Source organism: Capnocytophaga sp. oral taxon 336 str. F0502 (genome assembly GCF_000411575.1).
In the GTDB taxonomy this organism is placed as follows: domain Bacteria; phylum Bacteroidota; class Bacteroidia; order Flavobacteriales; family Flavobacteriaceae; genus Capnocytophaga; species Capnocytophaga ochracea.
Map to the genome: position 1 here is coordinate 685,301 of NZ_KE150488.1, position 21,067 is coordinate 706,367.

15 protein-coding genes and 1 tRNA gene are annotated in these 21,067 nt (G+C 40.3%); 9 read left to right on the top strand and 7 right to left on the bottom strand.

The annotated features are described in order from the left end of the window. Positions 1 to 8: 8 nt before the first annotated feature. Together HMPREF1528_RS03070 and HMPREF1528_RS03075 are read right to left on the bottom strand one after the other, a co-directional pair. Positions 9 to 632, bottom strand: a complete 624-nt coding sequence (locus tag HMPREF1528_RS03070; RefSeq protein WP_016478580.1) for a hypothetical protein — start codon at positions 630 to 632, stop codon at positions 9 to 11. A 160-nt stretch (positions 633 to 792) separates the two neighbouring features. Then, positions 793 to 3,519, bottom strand: a complete 2,727-nt coding sequence (locus tag HMPREF1528_RS03075) for a calcium-translocating P-type ATPase, PMCA-type (protein WP_016478581.1) — start codon at positions 3,517 to 3,519, stop codon at positions 793 to 795. 705 nt (positions 3,520 to 4,224) lie between these two features. Here HMPREF1528_RS03075 and HMPREF1528_RS03080 point away from each other — a divergent pair. From HMPREF1528_RS03080 to HMPREF1528_RS03095, 4 genes are all read left to right on the top strand, one after another. Further along, complete coding sequence (locus tag HMPREF1528_RS03080; RefSeq protein WP_009410566.1) at positions 4,225 to 5,049, top strand: thymidylate synthase; 825 nt, start codon at positions 4,225 to 4,227, stop codon at positions 5,047 to 5,049. A gap of 225 nt (positions 5,050 to 5,274) precedes the next feature. Then, entirely contained in the window at positions 5,275 to 6,519 is a 1,245-nt protein-coding gene (locus HMPREF1528_RS03085; RefSeq protein ID WP_009420422.1) for an alpha/beta hydrolase-fold protein, read from the top strand. Next, on the top strand, positions 6,500 to 7,048 hold the full coding sequence (rfbC, locus tag HMPREF1528_RS03090; RefSeq protein WP_016478582.1) for a dTDP-4-dehydrorhamnose 3,5-epimerase: 549 nt from the start codon (positions 6,500 to 6,502) through the stop codon (positions 7,046 to 7,048). Before HMPREF1528_RS03085 ends, rfbC begins: the two co-directional genes overlap by 20 nt. Positions 7,049 to 7,225: 177 nt before the next feature. Then, a tRNA-His gene (locus tag HMPREF1528_RS03095) sits at positions 7,226 to 7,301 on the top strand. Positions 7,302 to 7,350: 49 nt separating this feature from the next. Here HMPREF1528_RS03095 and infB read toward each other — a convergent pair. The 3 genes from infB to rimP form a co-directional block, all read right to left on the bottom strand. Next, a complete protein-coding gene (infB, locus tag HMPREF1528_RS03100) occupies positions 7,351 to 10,203 on the bottom strand; it encodes a translation initiation factor IF-2 (RefSeq protein WP_016478583.1) in 2,853 nt (950 codons plus the stop codon). A 117-nt stretch (positions 10,204 to 10,320) separates the two neighbouring features. After that, positions 10,321 to 11,553, bottom strand: a complete 1,233-nt coding sequence (nusA, locus tag HMPREF1528_RS03105; RefSeq protein WP_016478584.1) for a transcription termination factor NusA — start codon at positions 11,551 to 11,553, stop codon at positions 10,321 to 10,323. A 10-nt stretch (positions 11,554 to 11,563) separates the two neighbouring features. After that, positions 11,564 to 12,031: a ribosome assembly cofactor RimP gene (gene rimP / locus HMPREF1528_RS03110; protein WP_016478585.1), complete on the bottom strand. Its 468-nt coding sequence runs from the start codon at positions 12,029 to 12,031 to the stop codon at positions 11,564 to 11,566. Between the two features lie 457 nt (positions 12,032 to 12,488). Here rimP and HMPREF1528_RS03115 point away from each other — a divergent pair, with 457 nt between their 5' ends. Beyond that, positions 12,489 to 13,316, top strand: coding sequence for a universal stress protein (locus tag HMPREF1528_RS03115; protein ID WP_009422677.1), 828 nt, complete (start codon positions 12,489 to 12,491; stop codon positions 13,314 to 13,316). A 70-nt stretch (positions 13,317 to 13,386) separates the two neighbouring features. On the opposite strand, the gene HMPREF1528_RS03120 is transcribed toward HMPREF1528_RS03115, so the two are convergent. Together HMPREF1528_RS03120 and HMPREF1528_RS03125 are read right to left on the bottom strand one after the other, a co-directional pair. Beyond that, positions 13,387 to 13,923: a hydrolase gene (locus HMPREF1528_RS03120; protein ID WP_016478586.1), complete on the bottom strand. Its 537-nt coding sequence runs from the start codon at positions 13,921 to 13,923 to the stop codon at positions 13,387 to 13,389. Positions 13,924 to 13,965: 42 nt separating this feature from the next. Beyond that, positions 13,966 to 15,981 (bottom strand): M3 family metallopeptidase, encoded by a 2,016-nt coding sequence (locus HMPREF1528_RS03125; protein WP_016478587.1) that lies wholly within the window; start codon positions 15,979 to 15,981, stop codon positions 13,966 to 13,968. Positions 15,982 to 16,334: 353 nt separating this feature from the next. On the opposite strand from HMPREF1528_RS03125, the gene HMPREF1528_RS03130 reads away from it, so the two are divergent. From HMPREF1528_RS03130 to HMPREF1528_RS03145, 4 genes are all read left to right on the top strand, one after another. After that, positions 16,335 to 16,862 (top strand): YqiA/YcfP family alpha/beta fold hydrolase, encoded by a 528-nt coding sequence (locus tag HMPREF1528_RS03130; RefSeq protein WP_016478588.1) that lies wholly within the window; start codon positions 16,335 to 16,337, stop codon positions 16,860 to 16,862. A 59-nt stretch (positions 16,863 to 16,921) separates the two neighbouring features. Then, positions 16,922 to 17,908 (top strand): porphobilinogen synthase, encoded by a 987-nt coding sequence (gene hemB, locus HMPREF1528_RS03135; RefSeq protein ID WP_016478589.1) that lies wholly within the window; start codon positions 16,922 to 16,924, stop codon positions 17,906 to 17,908. A 158-nt stretch (positions 17,909 to 18,066) separates the two neighbouring features. Further along, positions 18,067 to 18,567, top strand: coding sequence for a c-type cytochrome (locus HMPREF1528_RS03140; protein ID WP_034567783.1), 501 nt, complete (start codon positions 18,067 to 18,069; stop codon positions 18,565 to 18,567). 163 nt (positions 18,568 to 18,730) lie between these two features. Then, positions 18,731 to 19,981 (top strand): hemolysin family protein, encoded by a 1,251-nt coding sequence (locus HMPREF1528_RS03145; RefSeq protein ID WP_016478591.1) that lies wholly within the window; start codon positions 18,731 to 18,733, stop codon positions 19,979 to 19,981. The last annotated feature ends 1,086 nt before the right edge of the window (positions 19,982 to 21,067 follow it).

Sequence of the window (21,067 nt, forward strand, 5' to 3'; positions counted from 1 at the left end):
TTTAATGATTATTCTTTTGGAGAAATAGCATCACTATCATACCAAATACGCATACCTCCTACGGGAATCAGTTTGTTATTAGGGTCGTTTTCTTTACTTTGTACATATAGTACCCTTTTTAAGTCTTTGATACCATTAGCGGTAAGTTCTCCTGAAAATACCGAAAGCAAAGTATATTTTACATCACTTTCTATACCTTCACTTTTAGAGAAAATACTAAACTTATTACCATTACCCGAAATGATAGTGGCTACTCCTTTACCTACATCGGTATTTTCTCCTTGGTAGCTATAATCTAACTTTAGATTTACCCCTTGCTGGTTGTAAAAGGTAAACTTGTAGTTATAGAGCTCTTTGCCCACTTTCCAACTATTGATATGAGAAGTATAGAGCAGTTTCCAAGGATTAGCAACAAAAGTACCATTTAGTACAGGTGGATTCGTCCCTTCATTAATAGGAAAATTTTGAGCTTTTATTTGGTCGAGTACCTCTTCGGGAACAATAGTTGTCGCTTTTTCAGGGAGGTTGTATTTTTTAGGTTTTGGAAAATTACCTCCTCCATCAGAAGAGCAAGCAGTAAAAGTTACTAATGTTACTGCAATAGCAATAAGGCTGTAAAATGTTTTTTTCATTTTATTTATTTAAGTTAATACTGGGGCAAAGATAGGAGAAAATTAGCAAATCAGCAAAGTTTTAATACAAAAAAACACAATATCTAAATAATTAGGTATTGTGTTTTTTAAGATTTTTCAACTTAGCCAAAGTTTCAAACTTTGGCTAAGTATGTAACTATTACTTTTCTGTTTTTATGGCTCTGAGAATTTCTCCTGTCCAGAGTACGAGGCTGGTAGCGCCAATGATGATTGTCCAATCGGTGAGCTTGAGTGGGGTTACGTTGAACATCTGTCCACCAAAAGTAGTGATAAACACTTGACCGATGACAATCACTGTAGCAATAAGTATAAAACCTTGGCTCTTGCCTATATTATAAAAAGTACTCTTGCCGGTACGATAAGCTTTGGCATTGAACATATTCCAGAATTGCAAGAACACGAATATCGAGAAGAACAAGGAAAGTTCATAAGCCGATAGTCCGTTTTTGGGTGTTCCGAAGTGAAAGAAATGACTGAAATAATCAGTAATTGAAAATTGAGTGAGACTGGTGATTTCCTCATTTTTAAAGTACTGAATGAAACCAAAAAGCAACACTACAAAGAATCCTCCTACACCAAAAATGCCTTTCGTCATTGGCTTTGTAATGATATTAGCACCACGGGCACGAGGTTTATCGTTCATTACGTGATTGCTCGGTGGTAAGGACGCTAACGCTAATGCCGCAAAGGTATCCATAATGAGGTTCACCCAGAGCATTTGGGTTACGGTAAGCGGTGACTCTACCCCTAAGAATGCCCCAATGAGTACGATGATACACGCTGCCACATTGATAGTCATCTGGAAGAGGATAAAACGCTGAATGTTTAAATAGAGTGAACGCCCCCACATTACGGCTTTACCGATACTACTGAACGAGTTGTCCAAGATAGTGATATCAGAAGCTTCTTTGGCTACTGAGGTTCCGTCGCCCATTGAAAGACCTACTTGGGCAGCTTTGAGGGCTGGTGCATCGTTGGTACCATCACCGGTTACGGCTACAACTTCGCCTTTTTGTTGCAATAGGTTCACGAGGCGTGCTTTGTCGAGCGGACGTGCGCGTGAAATCACACGTAGGTCGGTAATGCGGTCTAAGAGTTCGGTATCGCTCATTGCGGCAAATTCTACGCCGGTGATTTGGTTACGCTCGGTGCAAGTATCGTCCCACAAATGTATTTGGCGGGCGATTTCGCGAGCGGTGCCTGGTGTATCACCGGTTACAATCTTCACCTGAATGCCTGCGTGCAAACATTCTTCAATAGAAGCAGGCACATCAGGGCGTACGGGGTCAGAAATAGCGGTAATACCTATAAAATTTAAGCCATTTATCACTAACTTACCATTTTCGGATATTACCGTATTCGGGTCGTCGATTACTTTATATGCAAAACCAATAGTGCGCATCGCTTGGTTTTGGTATTGTAATAGTTTTGCCTCGAAATCGGCTTGAGGAATATCGGAAAGGAATTTACCACCCTCGTAGCAAAAAGTCATTACGATTTCGGGTGCTCCTTTTACGTACAATACCGGTTTGCCCAACGCTGGTGATTGCACCAAAGTAGCCATATACTTGCGTTCGGTAGAAAAAGTGAGTTGGTTAAGCACTTCACTCCCTTCGCGTATGGGCAAGTAGTTGGTTCCTTTGCCGTAGAGCCACAATAGGAGTGCTCCTTCAGTAGGATTCCCCAGCACGTTTGGTTTTTCTTTATCAGTAAAATCGAGGTAAGCCGTAGAGTTCACTGCCATCGATTCGGCGATGAGTTTTTCACCTAATTGTTCATCTGTAAAACGATTGAAATAAGTTTCGTAGATAGTCATTTGGTTTTGGGTGAGCGTACCCGTTTTATCGGTACAAATCACGGTAGTAGCACCCATCGTCTCACAAGCGTGCATCTTGCGCACGAGGTTATTGGTAGCCATCATACTGCGCATACTGTAAGCCAAACTGAGGGTAACACTCATCGGTAAGCCTTCGGGTACCGCAACTACCACCACAGTAATAGCAATCATCGCTGTATTGAGAAGATAGTGACCAAAATCAATCCAATCGATTTGGTTTATGTTATGAGCAGGAAGCGTAAAATATAGGATAAGGCGACCTACAATCACCAATATTGCAATGGCGTAACTGATTTTGGTAATCATTCCTGCGAGTTTATCCAACTGTTCGTTGAGGGGAGTTTTCACTGTGTTGTCTATTTGAACCCCTTCGAACACTTTGCCATATTCGGTAGCATCGCCGACCTTTTTCACTTCAAAAATACCGTGACCATCGGATACCGAAGTACCGCGACAAACGTAGTTAGAAGGGTAAGTAGCTTCTGCCTCAAAATCAGCTGGATTGGTGGTTTTGTGTACCAAAGGTTCTCCGGTAAGGGTAGACTCGTTGATATGCATTGATACGGCTTCGAGGAGCTCGCCATCAGCGGGTACTTCTTCTCCGGTTTCCAAAATCACGATATCGCCTACTACAATATCCTTTTTGAGCGCTTGTGTAATGTGTTCGTTGCGAATGACTTTATAGTAAATCTCGTCGTTTACCTGATTGAGAATTTCGAATTGTTTATTGGCTTTATGTTCAAAATAGAAAGCGACACCTGTAGCCAAAAGTACAGCAAAGAGAATCCCTATGGGCTCTAAGAAAGCATCGAAACCTTCATTATGCACCACATACTCATAAGTAGATACTCCAAAAGAGAAGACGAGGGCAACGAGAAGAATGATGATAATGGGGTCGGTGAACTTTTCTAAGAATTGTTTCCAAAGCGGTTCGCCTTCTACTGATGAAAGGGAGTTTTCGCCGTATTTTTGGCGACTTTCAAGGACTTGCGCATCGGTAAGACCTTTGTAATGGTGTTTATCTGCCATAGTTTTTTGAGTAATTAAAATGCAAAGATAGCTATAATTAGCGAATTAGAAAATTATAAAATGAGAGAATTAGAAAATTAGAGAATTTAGGAATGAGGAAATGAGGTGCGAGCCGCACAGGCAGTCGTAGCACGACAGGCTATTAACTTTGACAAAATTTGAGATGAAAAAGCGATGTGCTGATACTGTTAGGAGTATTCGGAAGATATCGGAGGTTTTCGGAAGAGGGGATGGAGGAATTTTGATGGAAAAAGGGTATTAGATGGGTGGGGTTAGCTTATAGAGAGCTTATAGGAAGCTTATACGAATCTTGGACGATTGGTATAGAAAGGGTATATAAAAAGTTGACTCATAATATGATACGACGATGCAAAAAATGGTAAAAACGGGGTTTCGAGGCGAAAGAAAGAGGAATAGGTGATAGGTCTTAGGGCATAGGCACTAGGGGGGAGTATGACAAAAAAGGGAATTAGCAAATTGGAAAATTAGGAAATTAGCAAATTTGTTGGAGGAGTTTAGTGGGAGTGTGGGGGTGGAAAGATGAAGCACAGTGATATATAAGACAAAGATAAGGAAAAGGTAAGGTATATAAAAAATTGGAAATAAGTGGGTTGATAGAATGAGAGGGGTTAGGGTATTGGTATTTTTTATTATTGTTGTATCTTTGCACCGATTTAACTTCTTAGGTTTAACACTTAACTAAAAATGCAAACATATCACGACCTCTTGCGCCATATTCTCGATAATGGCTATTCTAAAGATGACCGTACCGGCACGGGAACGACCAGTGTATTTGGTTACCAAATGCGCTTTGACCTCAATAAGGGTTTTCCGCTGGTAACGACTAAAAAGATACACTTAAAATCGGTTATCTATGAATTACTTTGGTTTTTAAAAGGAGATACTAATATTAAATATCTCACTGACCACGGGGTGCGCATTTGGAACGAATGGGCAGATGAGAACGGCGACCTCGGTCCTGTTTATGGAGCGCAATGGCGCCACTGGAATGGCGAGGCGATTGACCAGATAAAAACGGTGGTAGAGACTCTTAAACAAAATCCTGAAAGCCGACGGATTATCGTTTCGGCTTGGAATCCGTCGGTATTGCCTGATACAGGAAAATCGTTTGCGGAGAACGTAGCCAATGGTAAAGCGGCATTGCCTCCTTGTCACGCACTGTTTCAGTTTTACGTAGCCGATGGAAAATTGTCTTGTCAGTTATACCAACGCAGTGCCGATGTGTTTTTAGGGGTGCCTTTTAACATTGCTTCATATGCGTTACTCACGATGATGCTTGCGCAAGTATGCGATTTGCAATTAGGAGATTTTGTGCATACTTTTGGTGATGTACACATCTATAACAATCATCGTGAGCAGGTAGCTTTACAGCTCAGCAGGACGCCACGCCCTTTGCCTACGATGCACTTGAATCGGGCAGTGAAGGATTTGTTTGCCTTTGATTATGACGATTTTCGTTTAGAAGGCTATGACCCTTACCCTACGATTAAAGCGCAGGTATCGGTATAAAGTTAAAATTTCGTTAAAAAATGCTTAAAATTTTGCTATATGGAGCTTTTTTGTTTCATTTGTGCGTTTAAAATAAAGTAAATACTATAAATCAAGAATTAAATAGAGTTATAGTAATTGTTTTAAAAACATCCCCCTTTACACATACTCCGCTTTTGCGGACTTCCTTCAAAGGGGGAATGTGGTGATGCAAAAATGACTTTAACAAGTAAATACTATAAAAAAATGAAGAAATTTCTTACAATCGTTATCGCTTTGGTAACCTTACAAAGTGCGTTTTCACAGGTTATTTCGGAGACTTTTTCGTCAGGGAGACTCAATAGAAAACAGAAGATAGGTATCTACAAGCCTGAAAAGTACACGGATAGACAGGCATATCCGCTGATAGTAGTGCTCAATGCCGAAACGCTGATGGAGCCTGTTGTTTCGATGGTGCGTTATTACGAACAGTTTGGTGAAATGCCTAAGTGTATAGTGGTGGGTGTGTATGAACCCAAACAAGAAGATGTAACGGTGGTAGAAGAGGTGGGTCGCCCTATTAATGAGTCGGCTCGTTTCTTTGAGTTTGTATCGGCAGAATTAGTGCCTTACATACAAGGGAAATACCCAATAGCTGACCTAAAAGGGGTTATTGCTTCGGAAGAGGCGGGTTTTTTGGCTAATTACTATATGCTTGCCGAGAAAAAACCTACTTTTAATATGATAGTAAGCCTTAATCCAGTGGCTCTTCCACGTATGGGAGAAGAGTTTTCGCACGCTTTGGCAGCGGGAGTGCCTAACCGTTTATTTTACTATATGGCTACTGCCGATGTGGAAAACAAAGTGGTGTACGACAAGGCAATTCAGTTTGAAAGAGCGATGCGCTCAGCGCCTGTGCACGAATCGGTAGAATATCACTTTGTTGATTTTAAAGGAAGCTCAGTAAATGCTGCTAAATTGCAAGGGATAGCGCAGGCTCTTGATATGTGTTTTGACATTTATAAACCTATAGGAGGCAAGGAGTTTAAGACCCAAATGGAGACTCTTGAAACGGGGATTTATGAATATTTGGAGAACAAATATAACACTATTTATAAACAGTTAGGCGTAAAGAAAGTGCCTATACTAAACGATGTGATGGCTACTTATACAGCTATTAATTCGTCGCAAGACTGGGAATCGCTTAAGAAATTAGCAAAATACGTAGAGAGCAATGGCTACTTAAAAACTGCTATGCCCAACTTCTTTTTAGCTGAATATTACGAAAAGATGGGCGATGATAAAAAGGCACTGAAAACGTATCAGAAAGCGTATACTGAGCCTAATATAGATTTCATCACAGGAGACTTGATAAACGAACGTATCACGCATTTGCAAGCTACCAAACGCAAGAGTAAACGCACAAAAGTAGTAGAACCTATAGAGCCAGCAGAAGAAGTGGCACCTGCACAAGAAGAACAAAATCCTACCGATGAAAGTAATCAGAACTAAGATAGAAGGCGTGGTGATTATTGAGCCACAGGTGTTTTTTGACGGAAGAGGTTACTTTTTTGAATCGTTCTCGCAACAGCGATTTAATGAGTTAGTAAGCCCCACTGTATTTGTACAAGACAACGAATCGCAATCGACCTATGGGGTATTGCGCGGATTACACTTTCAGAAACCACCTTTTGCACAGGCTAAATTGGTGAGAGTGGTAAAAGGAGAAGTTCTTGATGTAGCAGTGGATTTGCGAGAAGACTCACCTACCTTTGGGCAGTATGAGTCTGTGATACTAAACGAAGAAAACAAGCGCCAGTTTTTTATCCCGAGAGGTTTTGCTCACGGTTTTGTTGTACTGAGCGAAGAAGCTATTTTTCAATACAAATGCGACAATTACTACGCTCCCGAGAGTGAGGGTAGTGTGCGCTGGAACGACCCTACCATAGGTATTGATTGGCGACTACCAGCTGAGGTGATACAACTTTCGGAGAAAGACAAGAAAGCGCCATTGCTGGTAGAAGCAAAACGTAAAAGATAAAAGGGAAAGCCAGTGAGGGCTCGTAACAGAGTATGTGAGTGAAAGGAGAAAAGAGATTGAAAATCAAAGAGCTAAATGTTCCTAACACTTAACACTTAACACTTAGCTAAAAAATAGTTGTCTAAATATTTGGTAGATTGGGAAAAAGGAGTTACTTTTGCACCCGAAAATACAGACGGTGGTCTTAGCTCAGTTGGTTAGAGCGTCGGATTGTGGTTCCGAAGGTCGTGGGTTCGAGCCCCATATTCCACCCTATTAATAAAAAAGCGCCTTTTAAGGCGCTTTTTTTATTATATCACTTTTTACAGTTTCTTCTTTACAGCTACTTCTTGGAAGGCTTCTATCACGTCTCCTTCGTGAATATCGTTGTAGTTCTTGATTTGCAAACCGCAATCATAACCTTTGCTCACCTCTTTTACATCGTCTTTGAAACGTTTGAGTGAAGAAAGTTCACCTGTATAAATCACCACATTGTCACGCAATAGACGTATCTTAGAGCTGCGGTAGATTTTACCATCGGTTACCATACAGCCCGCAATGGTTCCTACTTTAGAAATCTTGAAGAGTTCGCGTATTTCTACGGTACCAGTAACCTCTTCTTTGAAGACAGGAGAAAGCATTCCTTCCATTGCGTCTTTGAGGTCGTTGATAGCGTCGTAGATGATAGAGTAGGTACGGATATCGATAGATTCTTTTTCTGCTAAGGCGCGTGCGTTGGTCATCGGACGAACGTTGAAACCAATGATAATAGCATCGGAGGCAGAAGCCAATAATACATCAGACTCGGTAATTGCTCCCACGCCTTTATGAATGATAGACACTTGTATCTCTTCAGTAGAGAGCTTTTGGAAAGAGTCGGTAAGAGCTTCTACCGAGCCGTCTACGTCACCTTTAAGAATAATATTCAACTGTTTGAAGTCACCGAGAGCAATGCGTCGTCCTATCTCGTCGAGGGTGATGTGGCGTTGCGTACGTACTGATTGTTCGCGTTGTAACTGAGCGCGTTTAGCTACAATCTGTTTGGCTTCTTTTTCGTCTTCGAACACGTAGAATTTATCACCTGCTTGAGGAGCTCCGTCCAATCCCAAGATAGAAATAGGAGTAGAGGGGCCTGCTTCTTTTACCTTCTTACCTCGTTCGTCGTGCATAGCACGTATTTTACCAGAGTTGGTACCCGCCAGTACATAGTCGCCTACGTGCAACGTACCCGATTCTACCAATATAGTAGATACATAACCACGACCTTTGTCAAGAGCTGCTTCCACTACAGTACCTACCGCCGGTTTGTTTGGATTTGCTTTTAGTTCGAGGATTTCAGCTTCTAAGAGTACTTTTTCCAATAGTTCAGATACACCGATACCTTGCTTTGCTGAAATATCCTGCGACTGTATTTTACCGCCCCATTCTTCTACGAGGAGATTCATAGTCGCCAAGTGTTCTTTAATTTTATCGGGGTTCGCATTCGGTTTATCAATCTTGTTAATGGCAAAGATAATAGGTACTCCTGCGGCTTGTGCGTGACTAATAGCCTCTTTGGTTTGAGGCATCACATCATCGTCGGCAGCTACCACAATAATAGCGATATCGGTTACCTTGGTACCACGAGCACGCATAGCGGTAAAGGCTTCGTGACCAGGAGTATCGAGGAAAGTGATACGTTCACCACTTTCTAATTTCACGCTGTAAGCCCCAATGTGCTGAGTTATACCTCCGCTTTCGCCTGCAATTACATTTTCTTTACGAATGTAGTCTAAGAGCGATGTTTTACCGTGGTCTACGTGCCCCATTACAGTAACAATAGGTGCACGAGGTACTAAATCTTCAGGTTGATCTTCTTCGGTATGGATAGCTTCTTCGATGTTAGCTGTTGCAAATTCCACCTCATAGCCAAACTCATCAGCTACTATCGAGAGGGTTTCGGCATCAAGACGCTGATTCATTGTTACCATAATACCGAGAGACATACACGCACCAATCACCTTATTGATAGGCACGTCCATCATTGTAGCCAGTTCGTTTACTGTTACAAACTCGGTTACTTTTAGTATTTTCTCTTGTTGTTCTTGTTCAGCGAGCTCTTGTTCTACCTTTTGTCGGTGTGTTTCTCGTTTTTCTTTGCGGTATTTAGCCCCCTTAGATTTTGTACCTTTACCTTGCAAGCGCTCAAGGGTCTCGCGCACTTGTTTTTGTACTTCTTCTTCGGAAGGTTCTATTTTGGCAATAATCTTGTTTTTCTTTTCTTTCTTCGTGTTGTCACCACCTTTAGCCACATTCACTTCATCTTTGCGAATGCGTTTGCGTTTGCGTTTTTCGCTGTCGCCGGTAGCATCAGTAGCATTATTAGTAGTAATTTGAGTCTCTTTATCCTTGTCTTTGTGACGGTTGCGTTTGCGCTTTTTCTTCTTTTTCTCAAACTGGCTGAGGTCTATTTTCTCACCTACTACTTTAGGACCTGTGAGCTTTTGGTACTGGGTTTCAATTACACCTGCAGGAATCTCAGAGGTGAGTTCTTCCTTAGAGTTATGGTTCTGTTGTTCCTTCTTCTTTTGTGTAGCAACGGTTTGTGCCAATGGATTTTGATAAGCAGATTTATTCTTTTGAGCGTCGGGTTTATTGTTGTCTTTTTTCTTGTCTTTTTCTTTATTGTTCTTGGCAGACGGCTGAGATTGCACCGTATCAGGAATTGCTTCTTGCTTCGAGGTTGTTGTTTTTGTTTTAGAAGTGGTTACTTCCTGTTTTGAAGTAGTAATTTCTGGTTTTGGTGCTTCTTGAGCAGGAGCTACCCCTTCTTTTTTATTACCTTCTTCAAGGTCTATTTTACCCACAGGTTTGAGCCCAGCTAGTTGAGCTTTAGCTTTTATCACTTCTTGCTCCTGCTGTTTGCGCTTCTCTTGGTTTTCTTTCTCTTGCTCTATGCGGATAGCCTCGCGCTCTTTGCGCTTGTCTTCCACTATCTCTTTTGAAACCTCACGCTTACTCTTGTCGGCGTTAAATTTGTTCGAAAGGAACTTCACAATATCTTCTGTAATAGAAGTATTAGGGTTAGATTCTATTTCTATCCCTTTCTCCTTCTTCAGATATTCTACGGCTGTTACCATAGAGATATTGAACTCCTTTAAAACTTTGCTTAATCTTATTTTTTTTCCCTCGCTCATATATGTTTATTAAAATCCATTCCCCTCCTAAGAAGAAAGGATACATTATTCTTTGTTTAAGTTGTAAGGAATCTACCTCCCTCATACACTCTGCTTTCACAGATTTTTTCTCTTACCCTATTCAAACTCTTCTGCCAAAATGCGTAGCACTTCGTTTACAGTCTCTTCTTCGAGGTCAGTGCGTTGCATTAGCTCTTCGGCAGAAAGTTCCAATACACTCTTAGCTGTATCAAGTCCTGCTTTTTGCAGTTCTTCAATCACCCATTCTTCAATTTCGTCGTTAAATTCGCTAAGCTCAATATCTTCTTCGGTTGCTCCTTCGCGATATACGTCGATTTCATAGCCTGAAAGCTGACTCGCCAAGCGAATGTTATAGCCCGATTTACCAATGGCTTTCGATACTTCTTCATTTGCCAAATACACATCAGCACGTTTTTCTTCTTCGTTGATAACCACTGAAGATACACGTGCAGGTGCCAAAGCACGGGTGATGAGCAGTTGTGGGTTATTGGTGAATGGTAATACATCGATATTCTCATTGCCCAACTCGCGCACAATACCGTGAATACGAGACCCACGTACACCTACGCACGCACCTACCGCATCAATACGGTCGTCGAATGAATCTACAGCTACTTTTGCCTTTTCTCCTGGAATACGCACGACCTTGTTAATAGTGATAAGTCCGTCGGCAATCTCAGGGATTTCTTGTTCGAACAAACGCTCCAAGAATAGGGGAGAGGTACGCGACATAATAATGGTAGGCTTAGTGCTTTTCAGCTCTACTGATTCGATAATTCCGCGCACGTGCTCGCCTTTCTTAAAGAAGTCTGACGGAATTTGTTTTTCCTTAGGAAGGATAATCTCATTGCCTTCGTCGTCTAATAAGATGATAGCTTTGTGACGGATATGGTGTATTTCGGCTACGTATAGCTGACCTATCAAGTCTTTGAAATGCTGATAGATAGTCATACTATCGTATTCGTGAATTTTAGAAATCAGGTTTTGGCGTAAAGCTAAGATAGCACGCCGACCCAAGTCATTAATTTTAATTTCTTCTGAAACGTCTTCTCCTACCTCAAAATCGGGTTCAATTTTGCGAGCTACCGAAAGTTCAATTTGCTGATTGTCGTTCGTTACTGCACCGTCTTCCACTACCACACGGTTACGAAAGATTTGTAAGTCGCCTTTATCGGGGTTGATAATAATATCGAAATTATCGTCAGAGCCATATTTCTTTTTTAGAGTATTGCGGAAAACCTCTTCCAAAATAGCCATCAAGGTTTCGCGATTGATGAGTTTATCATCTTTAAACTCCGAGAATGATTCGATTAATTCAAGACTATTCATATACGTTTAATTAAAATTTAATGATTACTTTAGTTTCTTTTATATCGGTGAGCGCAAACAAGTGCTCTTTCTTTACAGTGATTTTACCTTTGCCTACGGGTTTCGGTTCGCGAGTTTCAGTTTCGAGTACGGCTTTACCTTCAACAATGCCTTTCAGTACTCCTTCGTGTGTTTTACCGTCGAGTGTCGTGACTTGCACAGTTCTACCTGCATTTTTGGCGTATTGGCGTTCCATTACAAAAGGCTCAGTAGCGCCAAACGAAGTAACCTCCAGGGCGAAATCTACCACCTCGCGGTCTAAAGAGTTTTCAATAGCACGGCTAAGTTCTATACAATCGTCAATACCCACGCCCTTATCCCCGTCGATAGTCACGCGAATGGTATTGTCAGTTCCTACGCTTAAATCGGTTAGAAACAGTTCAGGGTGCTCGCTTAAAGCCTTATTAACTAACTCTTTAACTTGGTCTTTGAAATTCATTTGCTATAAAAAGAGGGGACTTAAATGTCCCCTCAAGTATTACTTTTCGGTGCAAAGATACGACGAATTTTCTAAATAACAAGAAAAAAAGTAAAAAAAGTTTGGAAGTTATAAAAATAAGTAGTACCTTTACCACGTGAAATTTAACTAACGCATAAAGCTATCAATATTTGTATAGATAGGCATTCGGTAAGCCATAAAGGCGTTTAAAGTACTAATAAACTGATTGTTAAGAATAATAAAAACAGTAATTACCGCCGTTGTAATACCTTTTTTTCCTTGATAAAAACATCTGATAAAAAACCTGTTAATGAATGCTTTATATACCCTTTGTATAACAATCGTTCAAGATTCGTATAAGCTTTGCATAAGCTTTATATAAGCTAAACCTAATTTTAGAGTAGGTCGCTTTCATAACTCTAAACTCATAACTTTTAACTAAAAAAAATAGATTCTTATGAAAAACATTTTAGTAACCACCGATTTTTCAGAAAAGTCAATCGCTTCACTACACGTTGCGATTAACTTAGCTAAGCAACACAATGCCAAAGTATATGTGTTGCACGCCATTGAACTTCCTATCCGCTTAATGACCGAAAGTCAAGTATCGGTACCCGAAGCAATGTATTTTCTCAACCTTACTAAACAGCGTTTCAACGACCTTAAAAAGGAAATTGATACCACCGTCGAAGTAATTGACCTTGTTGAAACCGCTCCGCTACCCGAAGCTGTGGAAGAAGTTGTAAAGAAATACCATATCGACCTCGTGTTTATGGGCTCTAATGGGGCTTCAGGCGCCAAAGAACTCTTTATAGGCTCTAATGCTGAAAAAGTAGTCCGCTCTGCCTCTGTGCCTGTATTGGTAATTAAAAATCCACACGAAAAGCTCAAAATTAAACATATGATGTTTGGTTGCGATTTCTCTAAACGATTTTTAAAACCTTTTGAAAAGGCACTGAAACTTGCTAAAGTATTTGGTGCTAAGGTTGATTTGGTGTATGTTAATACTCCTTACCAGTTCCTCACTACTTCCGAAATAAACAAACGTATGGAAGAGTTCCTTAAAGAAGCTGAACACTCTCATCAGCATTTTGAAACACACGTTTATAACGATATTCGTGTAGAAACAGGAATCTTAAACTATGTGAAGGAAAACAATATAGACCTTATCTGTATGTTCCCTAACGGACGTAAGGGTATTGCTCACTTCTTCAATGGAAGTATCAGTAGTGACCTTGTAAATCACTCTAGCACACCTGTGCTCACTATTAAATTAGAAAAGTAGGAGAATGTTAATGTAAAAAGGCTGTAAGAAAACTCTTACAGCCTTTTTATTAATCATTAGCCATTAATCATTATTTCACTAATCTTGCTATTTCCTTAAATTGCGGGTGCTCGGCAGTGCGCAAGAGAGCAAAGAGTGTCGCTTCGGTGCTTAATAGAGTAGCTCCTGCATCACGTAGCATTGTGAGCCCGATGTGCTTATTGCTTTCGGTACGCGAAGATACTGCATCGGCAATTACGGATACTTCATAACCTTCAGCGAGCAAATCGAGCGCAGTTTGGTAAATACAGATATGGGTTTCAATACCTATGAGCAATACGTGCTTGCGATTGTTAGCCTTAAGCTCTTTGCGGAACTCAGCATTACCCCAAGCTGAAAAGCTACTTTTCTTCACGGGGTTTTTACCTTCTAATATCTCAGCAATCACAGGGTGAGTAGCACCCAACTTATCGGGCATTTGTTCCACCCAAATGATAGGAAGCTCTAAGAGCTTGCACCCCTGAATAAGAATCCTACTGTTGTGTAACACCTCTTCCGATTTATAAACGATTTGCGATAACTTTCCTTGAATGTCAAGGATTACCAATTGTGTATTTTCTGTTGTCATACTATTGATTATTATTAATTGATACTCATCTTCTATCTTATTTTATCTCTTATCTAAGTCGAATCCTGCTCTTCTCATTAAAGCATCTATAGAGGGCTCTTTTCCACGAAAACGTTTGTAAAGGGTCATTTCCTTCTCACTACTACCTTTGCTGAGCACTTCTCTGCGGAAACGAGTAGCTACTTCAGTATTAAAAATACCTGATTCCTTAAAAACTTCAAAAGCATCAGCATCTAACACTTCCGACCATTTGTAACTATAATACCCTGCGGCATAGCCTCCACTAAAAATATGTGAAAAGGCGGGCGAAATACACATCGCTTCCACAGTTGGATAGAGTTGGGTTTCTTTGGTAACTGTTTGTTCAAAAGTGCGAACATCTTCAAGGCGTTCCAAATGAGGGTAGGTATGCCACGCCATATCTAAGAACCCAAAATTTAACTGACGCACACTTAAAAGTCCTTCCATAAAGACACTGGCTTCTTTTATTTTTTGCACCCATTCTATGGGCAAAGGCTCACCTGTTTGGTAATGTGTTGCAAAAAGACGCAAGGTTTCTTCTTCGTAACACCAGTTCTCCATCAGCTGGCTGGGAAGCTCTACAAAGTCGCGGGCTACATTAGTGCCGCTTAGAGAAGGATACGTAACCTTAGAAAGCATACCGTGAAGAGCGTGCCCAAACTCGTGGAAGAGAGTTGTCAGTTCGTTGAAGGTGAGCAACGAAGGAGCCGAAGCAGTAGGGCGCGTGAAGTTACACACTATGGAAATGTGTGGACGCGAATCCTTTCCCTCAGTATCAGTATATTGCTCTTTGTAAGAGGTCATCCACGCACCATTGCGTTTGCCTGTACGTGGAAAGAAATCGGTGTAGAAAAGGGCGAGATATTCTCCTTTATCATCGGTTACTTTATAGGTTTGTACTTCGGGGTGATACTTTTCTACCTCATCGGTAAGGGTGAAGTGCAAACCGTAGAGCTTATGTGCTACTGCAAACATTCCTTCCACTGCTTTATCCAAAGATAAGTAGGGTTTTAATAGAGAGTCATCTATTTGATAGCGCTGTTGTTTCAATTTTTCGGCATAATAAGCAAAATCCCATTGCTGAAAGTCATCAAGTCCTGAAAAGGCTTTTAGCTCTTCTAATTCTTTGATTGCTTGCGGTTTGGCTTTAGCTAAAAGTTTATTCAAGAAATCCATTACCTTTTCTGATGTTTCTGCCATACGCTCTTCTAATACCAAAGAGGCATAATCGGGATAACCCAATAGTGAGGCGCGTTGGGCACGTAACTCAGCGATACGCAACACATTGGCTTCGTTATTATAAGTACTATCACCTGCACAACGACTGTGATAGTCAATAAAAAGTTTACGGCGTAACTCACGGTTATTAGCATATTTCATCACGGCGGTATAGACAGGCAGGTCGAGGGTGATTACCCAACCTTCTTTATGGCATTTTTTTGCTTCGGTAGCGAGCATCTCTAATACAAAGTCGGGCAGACCGCTGAGCTCTTCTGTATGGGTAATCACCCATTGGTAATGCTGTGTTTCAGCCAATACATTTTCTGAAAACTTCAGTTTGAGGCGCGCCAATTCCTTGTCAATTCTGCGCAAATGCTCTTTATCATTCGATGATAAATTTGCGCCATTGCGAGTAAAACTCTTATAAGTCTTTTCAAGTAGAGTATGTTGTTCTGGTGAAGCGGAAAGGTAATTGCGGGTTTTGTAAACTGTTTCTACACGTTTAAAAAGCGCTTCGTTCAAACGGATATCGTTGCTGTAATCGGTGAGCAGAGGCGAGATGCGTTGAGCTTCTGCTTGCAGGATTTCGTTAGTTTCGGCACTGTTCAAGTTGAAGAACATTGCCGTAAGTCGGTCGAGTTCTAATCCCACATAAGCCAAAGGCTGTATTGTATTCATATAGGTAGGCACTTCTGGATTATGAGCAATAGTATCGATTTCTTTGAGGCTTTTGGCAATAGCTTTTTGGATGGCTGGTAGATAGTCGGTAGGAGCAAAGCGCGAAAAGGGCGCTGCGTTATAAGGTGTTTGGAACATATAGGTTGTTTTTTATTATAAGAGTGCAAATATATATCTTTATGCGGGAATTAGCAAATTAGCAGAAGAGAAAACAGATAGATGATACTAATTTTTTCAGTGAAAAGAAAAATATTGAAACATAAAGGTGGAAAAAGGAAAATGAATTTTGGAGCCTTCTGAGACGAACCTAAAGCGAACCTAAGGCGAAGGTAAGGCGAAGCTAAGACGAAGAAAAGGTGCTTTTAAGTTGATTTTGAGGTGGTAAGAAGAGGGTTTTAAGTTGACTGAAGTTTTAAATTTTGTTAAAGCCAATTTTCTAAACGAAACATTTCTGACTATAGCCAACAGAAGACAAATTTGTCAATTAAAAAATGTTTTGTACTTTTGCACTCATTATGAAAATACTCTATTTACACGGTCTCGATAGCTACTTACAAGACGATAGGCGCGCAGTGCTCACTCCTTACGGTGAAATCTTCGCCCCTACGATTGACTATCGGAATGCGCCTAACCTCTTTGCTGAGTTACAAAATGAGTATGCTGAGGTTGATGTGCTTATAGGTTCGAGTCTTGGAGGGCTCATTGTCTATTACCTCGCTCAAAAGCTTGAAAAACCTTGCTTGTTGTTCAATCCTGCACTTACCTATCGACACGAAGTGCCTTTTAACACGCAACCCAACCCTAATTACCGCGCTTATATGCAGATAGTTATCGGTTTGCAGGACGACGTCATCACACCGTGGGAGTCGCTATCAGTTCTCCGAGAAGATATGAGTCCTCAGCAAAATATAGAAATTCACCTCTTGAATACTATGGCACACACTTATCCCATAGAGATTTTTGAAAAAGAAGTGAAGGAGTTTTTTGAGGTAAAAGGAGTGAGCCACACGAGCAGATAGCAGGTAAAAAGATAAATAAGGACTAAATATTAATCATTAAAAATTAATAACTAAATATAATGTATCCACTGAGAAGAAACCGCCGTTTGCGCGTAAGCGATACGGTACGTAGTTTGGTAAAAGAAACGATTGTTACCCCGAATGATTTTCTTGTACCTCTCTTTGTAGTTGAAGGTACTGGCGTAAGAGAAGAAATAGCCTCTATGCCGGGTTATTACCGTTATAGCCTCGACCTATTAGCAAAAGAAGTAAAAGAGCTCTGGTGCTTAGGACTCAAATCGGTATTACTGTTTGTGAAAGTGCCTGACGCTCTTAAAGACAACAAAGGCGTAGAAGCAGCCAACCCCAATGGATTGATGCAACGCGCTATTAAAACTGTGAAAGAAGCAGTACCCCAAATGCTCGTAATGACTGATGTAGCACTCGACCCTTATTCCATTTATGGTCACGATGGGATTGTGGAAAACGGACGCATTGTGAACGACGCTACTGTAAATGCTCTTTGTACAATGGCACTTTCACACGCTCAGGCAGGTGCTGATTTCATTGCGCCCAGCGATATGATGGACGGGCGTATCCTCGCCTTGCGCGAGACCCTTGAAGACAATAGCTTTGAGCACGTAGGGATAATGGCTTATAGTGCCAAATACGCCTCAGCTTTCTATGGTCCTTTCCGCGATGCACTCGACAGTGCTCCCGTAGACCAACAGGATATCCCTAAGGATAAGAAAACCTACCAAATGGACTATCACAATCGCCTCGAAGCCTTGCGCGAAACCCGTATGGATATAGAGGAAGGCGCTGATATTGTGATGGTAAAACCAGGGCTTTGCTATTTAGACATCGTTCGCGAGGTGAAGAATATGAGCGAAGTGCCCGTGGCTGTTTACCAAGTATCGGGTGAATACGCGATGCTGAAAGCTGCTGCTACCAACGGTTGGCTCGACCACGATGCTGTAATGATGGAACAAATTGTGAGCATCAAGCGTGCTGGTGCCGACCTTATCGCTAGCTATTTTGCTAAGGAAGTTGTAAAACTTTTATAGGCAGGAATCTCTTGCGGGAGAGAAATTGAACAAATCACACCAAATCAAACAGGGAATCTATATCTTTGTTTAATTTCTATGGCTTTAGTCATATTTCTTTACAAAACAAGAATACTTAATTAATTTTCATAGCGTAAGCTATATTTCTTTATACACTAATGAAAAAACACTTTTTAACATTCGCCACTATGGCACTTTTAACCGCTTGTGGTGGCGGAACAAACAACAATAACACCACCACCGATAGTACTACCCAAGAGGCAACTACTACTGCACCTGCCCCTTCAAACAGTGCACCAGAGCCCGATTTTCCCGATTGGCAAAACAACAAAGGGATAGGTCCCGTGAAGACCATCACCCCACCCTTAGCCGATACCCCCGATGCAACAATGGCAGCCAAAGGGGAAGAAACTTTCAATACCTATTGCACCGTGTGCCATCGTCCTAAAAAGAGACTCACAGGGCCTGCGATGATAGGTTTGCTCGACCGCCGTACGCCAGAGTGGGTGATGAATATGATTCTCAATCCCGATGTGATGGAGAAGCAAGACCCTATCGCCAAGAAGTTGGTAGAAGAGTACAACACCTTAATGCTCAACCAGCGCTTGAACGAACAGCAAGCTCGTGAACTTTTGGAGTACATCAGAACAATAAAATAAGAAATGATTGTTTATTATCTATTTTTTTTGTACCTTTGCCGAGTGAATAACTTAAAATAAGAATCACTAATGAAGAAGCTTGCACTCAGCTTAGCTATTATAACAAGTGTTGCACTTATATAAAAGGTAGTTGGTAGCAACTGCCTTTTTCTATTATACCCTTATGGAACCTATTTCTGTAATAATTATTCTTACTACACTCGTGCTTTCAGCCTTCTTTTCGGGGTTTGAAATTGCTTACGTGTCGTCTAACAAAGTACACGTAGAAATCCTTAAAAAGCAAGAAGGAGTGATTGCTAATGTGCTTACCAAACTCACCCGAAAGCCTTCTAAACTACTGGCTACTATGCTTGTGGGCAATAACGTAGCCCTCGTAGTGTATGGGTTTGAAATGGGAAAGGTAATGACAGTTCTTTTGCCTCCTTTCTTCCAAAATGTCCTTTGGCATACCATTATTTCTACCCTCATAATTCTCATCACGGCAGAGTTTATGCCCAAAGTGTTCTTCCAGATTTATGCAAACCAACTCCTAAAAGTATTTGCTATTCCTGCGTACTTTTTCTATCTGGTGTTCTATCCGTTTTCCAGCTTTGTGATGTGGATATCCGACTTTGTCTTACGCGTATTCTTCAAGACGAAAGGCGATTATGTACCTCTTTCGTTCTCTAAAGTAGAGCTGGTAGATTATATCTCCGAACAGATGGAAAACGCTCCTAAAAAAGAAGAGGTAGATAGTGAGGTGCAGATGTTCCAAAACGCCTTGGAGTTCTCGGGTGTAAAAGCACGTGAAATAATGATTCCGCGTACTGAAATAGTAGCCGTGGAGCTCAATGAATCTATTGAAAATCTTATTGCTACCTTTGTATCATCAGGGTTTTCCAAAATATTAATATACAACGAAAATATAGATGATATTCTAGGTTACGTGCACTCTTTCGATATGTTCAAGAAACCAAAAAACATTAAAGAAGTGCTTATTCCTATTGTCAATATCCCTGAGACTATCCAGATAAACGAAGTACTAAACATTCTCACCCGCAAACGCAAGAGTATGGCAGTAGTACTCGATGAGTATGGAGGTACTTCGGGCATTGTAACCTTAGAAGATATCGTAGAAGAACTCTTTGGCGAAATAGAAGACGAGCACGACAAAGATAAGTTTATAGAAGAACAAATATCCGATACTGAATACCTTTTTTCAGCGCGTTTGGAGGTAGAATACCTCAATGAAACCTATCATTTGGATATCCCAGAAAGCGAGGAATACGAAACACTTGGCGGTTTTATAGTGCTTCATAACGAAGGAATTCCTACTCAAGGCGAAGTGATAGAAATCCCTCCTTTTACCTTCACTATCGAAGCCTGCTCACAGACTAAAATAGAAACCGTAAAACTTACCGTGAATAACGAGTGAAAAGTGATTAATCCCCCTTTAAAATAATGTGTCAACCCCTGTTAAAGAAGTGAGGTACGGGGTCGCAAAAGGATTACTGCAATACCTTATTAACTATTAATCACTAATTATTAACCATTAAAAAAAGACCCTCCCTTTCGGAAGAGTCTTTTTTCACAATGCATATAAATACTACTACTAACTCCAAAATGAATACTTTTAAGTTGATAAAATTTTATGAACTTAAAAGTATTTGTTTTTTCTCATAAAATTTTGTCTTTAAATAGCCTAATAAATGACTTTGTAATTTAGTTTTTTCAGTCTTTGCTTTAATGATTCAATGTTTCTTATAGTAATTTTGATTAACAATGTTTATTTTAGCAATCTCTGTGTCTTCTCAAAATCTTGTTTCAATGAATAATTTTTATCTAACAATGTTTCTTATAGCAATTTTTCAGTAATTTTGTTTAATTCAGTTTTTTCAAGCAATTTTTAGTGTCATCATTTATTATGATTTAAATGCACTTGCAAGTTTTACTAACATCCCGTCTGTCAAACTTACATTATCTATATTGAAAATAGCGTGCCAAAAAATGATAAAGTAACCTTTTTTACACTTAAATAGCTTATTATCAATACCTAATACTATTTTAGATTCTTTACTTCAATATCCCTAAAATCTTCATTTTGTGTATACGCTACACGATTAACCTGTATAATATTCTCATTTTACACGGCTCATTTTCAGTTTTCTCCCGCACGAAAAAGAAGCAGTATCAAAATTCACACTAAACAAGATAATTGATATTATTCTATTTCTTCAGTTCTTAATACCATCGTCTTACCGCCCTCTTAACTTTCCTTATTTGTCGATTTATTTCCCTCAAAAATCCATTTTATTCTTTATTTTTAGCTATTCATTATCAACTGTTTATATAGCCTTTCTATACCAATCGTCCAAGATTCGTATAAGCTTCCTATAAGCTCTCTATAAGCTAAGCATACCCATTTTACCTTTCATCTTTCACCTTTTACCCAACTCACCTCCTTCGAATTTATTCGTTATCTTCCGGAAGTTCAAATTCATTTCTGATATCTCAAAGTTTT

Coding starts and splice junctions, on each gene's coding strand:
- HMPREF1528_RS03080 (WP_009410566.1), top strand. CDS start 4,225: ATGCAAACATATCACGACCTCTTGCGCCATATTCTCGATAATGGCTAT.
- HMPREF1528_RS03140 (WP_034567783.1), top strand. CDS start 18,067: ATGAAAAAACACTTTTTAACATTCGCCACTATGGCACTTTTAACCGCT.
- HMPREF1528_RS03075 (WP_016478581.1), bottom strand. CDS start 3,519: ATGGCAGATAAACACCATTACAAAGGTCTTACCGATGCGCAAGTCCTT.
- hemB (WP_016478589.1), top strand. CDS start 16,922: ATGTATCCACTGAGAAGAAACCGCCGTTTGCGCGTAAGCGATACGGTA.
- infB (WP_016478583.1), bottom strand. CDS start 10,203: ATGAGCGAGGGAAAAAAAATAAGATTAAGCAAAGTTTTAAAGGAGTTC.
- rimP (WP_016478585.1), bottom strand. CDS start 12,031: ATGAATTTCAAAGACCAAGTTAAAGAGTTAGTTAATAAGGCTTTAAGC.
- HMPREF1528_RS03125 (WP_016478587.1), bottom strand. CDS start 15,981: ATGTTCCAAACACCTTATAACGCAGCGCCCTTTTCGCGCTTTGCTCCT.
- rfbC (WP_016478582.1), top strand. CDS start 6,500: ATGAAAGTAATCAGAACTAAGATAGAAGGCGTGGTGATTATTGAGCCA.
- HMPREF1528_RS03130 (WP_016478588.1), top strand. CDS start 16,335: ATGTTTTGTACTTTTGCACTCATTATGAAAATACTCTATTTACACGGT.
- HMPREF1528_RS03070 (WP_016478580.1), bottom strand. CDS start 632: ATGAAAAAAACATTTTACAGCCTTATTGCTATTGCAGTAACATTAGTA.
- HMPREF1528_RS03085 (WP_009420422.1), top strand. CDS start 5,275: ATGAAGAAATTTCTTACAATCGTTATCGCTTTGGTAACCTTACAAAGT.
- HMPREF1528_RS03120 (WP_016478586.1), bottom strand. CDS start 13,923: ATGACAACAGAAAATACACAATTGGTAATCCTTGACATTCAAGGAAAG.
- HMPREF1528_RS03115 (WP_009422677.1), top strand. CDS start 12,489: ATGAAAAACATTTTAGTAACCACCGATTTTTCAGAAAAGTCAATCGCT.
- nusA (WP_016478584.1), bottom strand. CDS start 11,553: ATGAATAGTCTTGAATTAATCGAATCATTCTCGGAGTTTAAAGATGAT.
- HMPREF1528_RS03145 (WP_016478591.1), top strand. CDS start 18,731: ATGGAACCTATTTCTGTAATAATTATTCTTACTACACTCGTGCTTTCA.